This is a genomic window from Pseudomonas sp. K2I15, from assembly GCF_002204795.1.
Lineage (GTDB): Bacteria > Pseudomonadota > Gammaproteobacteria > Pseudomonadales > Pseudomonadaceae > Aquipseudomonas.
The window spans coordinates 1-3,557 of sequence record NZ_NIXO01000127.1 but is presented as its reverse complement, the minus strand read 5'-3'; the positions used below and the strand labels follow the sequence as shown (position 1 = coordinate 3,557).

The window sequence follows — 3,557 nt, the reverse complement described above, 5'->3', positions numbered from 1 at the left end:
GTGTCAGTTGATACATCCCTCACTGACCCACCGCATTCGCGAGCAAGCCCGCTCCCACATTTTATTCCTCTATCCAGCCCTAATCCCGGGCCAACGCTTCAATCGGATCCAGCCGCGCCGCATTCCGCGCCGGCACAAACCCGAACACGATCCCGATCAACGTCGAACACGCAAACGCCGTCACCACCGAGCCCAGGGAAAACACCATTTCCCACTCTTTCACAAACAACGAAAACAGATAGCCGATGGCAAATGACAGCGAGATGCCGATCATCCCGCCAATCAGGCAGACCATCACCGCTTCCACCAGAAACTGCTGGCGAATGTCCGATTGCCGCGCGCCCACCGCCATGCGAATCCCGATCTCGCGGGTGCGCTCGGTCACCGACACCAGCATGATATTCATCACCCCGATGCCCCCCACCAGCAACGAAATCACCGCAATCAACGACAGCAGCAACGCCAGGGAACGGCTGGTTTTCTGCACCGTCTGCATGATGCTGTCGAGGTTGTTGGTGAAGAAGTCCTTGGTGCCGTGGCGCTGCAACATCAGTTTGGTGACGTTCTCTTCCACCACCTTGCTCGGCTGGCCGTCCTTGATGCGCACGGTGATGCTGTCCAGATGGCGCTGGCCCAACAGCCGACCGGCCGCCGTTTCATAAGGCACCCACACGTTCAACGCCTTGCTGGCGGCGAACATATTTTTGTTATCGGCCGTCACCCCGATCACCGTGCACGGCAAGCTGCCTACCAGGATCACCTGGCCTAACGGGTCCACGCCGGGGCCGAACAACCGGTGGCGCGTGTTGTGGTCGATCACCACCACCTGGGCCTGGCGGCGGGCGTCGCTTTCGCTGAAGGTAATCCCGGCCTCCAGCTTCAAGCCCTTGACCTGAAAGTAGCGATCGCTGACGCCATTGACCTGGGCGTCCAGGTCGATATTGCCGTAGCGCAGCAACAGGTTACGCCCCACCACCGGCGTGGCGCTGTCGACGTAATACAGCTGGTTCAGCGCCTCCACATCCGACGGCAACAGCGTCTCGATGGCCGACGCGCGGCTGTCACCGAAACTCTTGCCGGGAAAGATATCGATGGTGTTGCTGCCGATGGCCTGGATGTCCTTGAGCACATAGCGCTTGGCGCCCTCGCCGATGGCCGAGATCGACACCACTGAGGTGATGCCGATGACGATGCCAAGCATGGTCAGCAAGGTGCGCATACGATGGGAAATCAGCGCGACCCAGGCCATGTTGAAGGCCTCCTTGAACAGCCCAAGGCTGGCCACCAACTTGCGCGCACCGCTGCGTTTGGGCTCGATGGGCGCTTCGGTGGGCAGGTCGAGGCCGACACTTTCATTGGCGCGGTCACTGACAATCTCGCCATCGCGCACCTCAATAATCCGCTGGGCATTGGCCGCGACTTTCGGGTCGTGGGTGACGATGATCACCGTGTGCCCGGCGGCGTGCAGCTCGGCCAGGATGCGCATCACTTCCTTACCGCTGTGGGTATCGAGGGCGCCGGTGGGTTCGTCGGCGAGGATCACTTCGCCGCCGTTCATCAAGGCCCGGGCGATACTTACCCGCTGTTGCTGGCCACCGGAAAGCTGGCTCGGCCGATGGCTCAAATGCCCCGACAAGCCCAATCTCGCCAGCAATTCTCCCGCGCGGCTATGCCGAGCAGTTTCCGGCGTGCCGGCATAAATCGCCGGCATCTCCACGTTGTGCAACGCACTCAAATGCGCGAGCAGGTGGTAACGCTGGAAGATAAAACCAAAGTAGTCGCGGCGCAGTTCGGCCAGTTGCTCATCACCTAGGGAACGGGTTTCGATGCCATTGATCTTGTAGCTGCCGGCGGTGGCGTAGTCGAGGCCGCCGAGGATGTTCATCAGGGTCGATTTACCGGAGCCCGAGGCCCCGGTGATCGCGACCATTTCCCCGGCGTGGATGGTCAGGTCGATGCCCTTGAGGGCAATGAATTCGCGGTCACCGGCCATGAAACTGCGCACGATGCCCTTAAGTTCCAGCAGTGGCTGACTCATCACTCAGCCCCCCGCCACGGTGGGCGATGGATCGCCGATCACCACCTTGTCGCCTTCGGCCAGGCCATCGAGGATCTGCACCTTGACGTTGTTGTTGATGCCGGTCTGCACCTGCCGCGTGTTGGCCTTGCCCTTGGCGTCCAGCACCCGCACCGGGAAGCTGCCATCGGCATTGCTTGGGCCGAGTGCGGCCACCGGCACGGTCAATGCGGCTTTGGCGGTGTCGAGCACGATCCGCACCTGGGCGGTCATGGCGATGCGCAAACGGTGGTCGGGGTTGGGCACGTCGAACAGCGCGTTATAGAACACCGCAGTGTTTTGTTTTGGGGTGCCGGCGGTCTGGGTTTCGAGGAAGTTTTGCGGGGCCGGCTCGGTGCCGCGCAATTTGGCGTAGTAGCGTTTGTCGGCCTCGCCGAGGATGGTGAAGTACACCTGCTGGCCGGGGCTGATGTGGATCACGTCGGCCTCGGAGACCTGGGCCTTGACGGTCATGGTGTCCAGGTCGGCGAGTTTGAGCAGTACCGGTGCCAGTTGGCTGGCGATCACGGTCTGGCCTTCCTGGGTGACGATGCCCACCACATCGCCGTCGATTGGCGCGACGATGCGGGTGTAGGCCAGGTTGATCTTGGCGGTGTCGATCTGGATGTGCGCGCTTTTGATCTGGGCGTCGAGGGACATCAGGTTGGCGCGCTGTACTTCGTAGTTGGATTCGGCGGTTTCAAAGTCTTGGCGGGAAACGGATTCGTCTTCTTGCAGGCCCTGGTAGCGTTGGTAGACGGATTTGGTTTCCTTGAGTTGAGCGGCGGTGGCACGGCGTTGGGCCTGGAGGTTTTCTTCATCGACCTCGGCTTTGCGCAGGGTGTTTTGCAGGATCAATGGGTCGATTTCGGCCAGCCACTGGCCCTTCTTGACCTTGTCGCCGACCTTTACCTTCAGGGATTTGAGCTGGCCGGAGACTTGGGCGCCGACGTCTACCTGCTTGACGCCTTCCAGCAGGCCGGTGGCGAGGACGGCGTTTTCGATGTCACTGCGTTCGGCGGTGGCGGTCAGGTATTGCGGCGCGTCTGCGGGGGCCTGCACGGTGTAGATGGTCAGGCCTGCTGCGATTACCAGCGCCAGGGCCATTCCTGTTTTGCGAAGCTTTGACTTTTCCATAAGTGACCACAGAAGACGTTGAGGTTGGTCCGGCTATTGGCCCGGAGTACATATCCGTATTTTTGGTAACGGCTGATATGGGTTCCGCTCTTACAGCGGCTCACTTTTGAAAAGCGCAAAAGTAAGCAAAACGCTCTTGCCCCACCACTCGGCACCTCGCCTAGGCTCGGTGTGCCCTCAGCTCCGGTATTACTACGCGGGCCGCCGCGACGGGGCGTCCCTGCCCCGTCGCGGCTAAACCGGCGTCCTGCCGGTTTACCCGCTCCGTACTACCTGCGTTCGGCCAGCGTGGTTTAACGGGGCGCCTAAGATCAAAATCAAGATCAAAAGCAACAGCACAGCGGCCTACCGGCCGGCTTGAGTG

2 protein-coding genes are annotated in these 3,557 nt (G+C 61.0%); both read right to left on the bottom strand.

Features of this window, described 5'->3' with window-relative positions:
* Nucleotides 1-79: 79 nt before the first annotated feature.
* Nucleotides 80-2,038 carry a MacB family efflux pump subunit gene (locus CEC48_RS30645; RefSeq protein ID WP_088427231.1) on the bottom strand — a complete coding sequence of 653 codons (1,959 nt, stop codon included), beginning with the start codon at nt 2,036-2,038 and terminating at the stop codon, nt 80-82.
* 3 nt (nt 2,039-2,041) lie between these two features.
* Nucleotides 2,042-3,193, bottom strand: coding sequence for a macrolide transporter subunit MacA (macA, locus tag CEC48_RS30640; RefSeq protein WP_088427230.1), 1,152 nt, complete (start codon nt 3,191-3,193; stop codon nt 2,042-2,044).
* Nucleotides 3,194-3,557 lie beyond the last annotated feature (364 nt).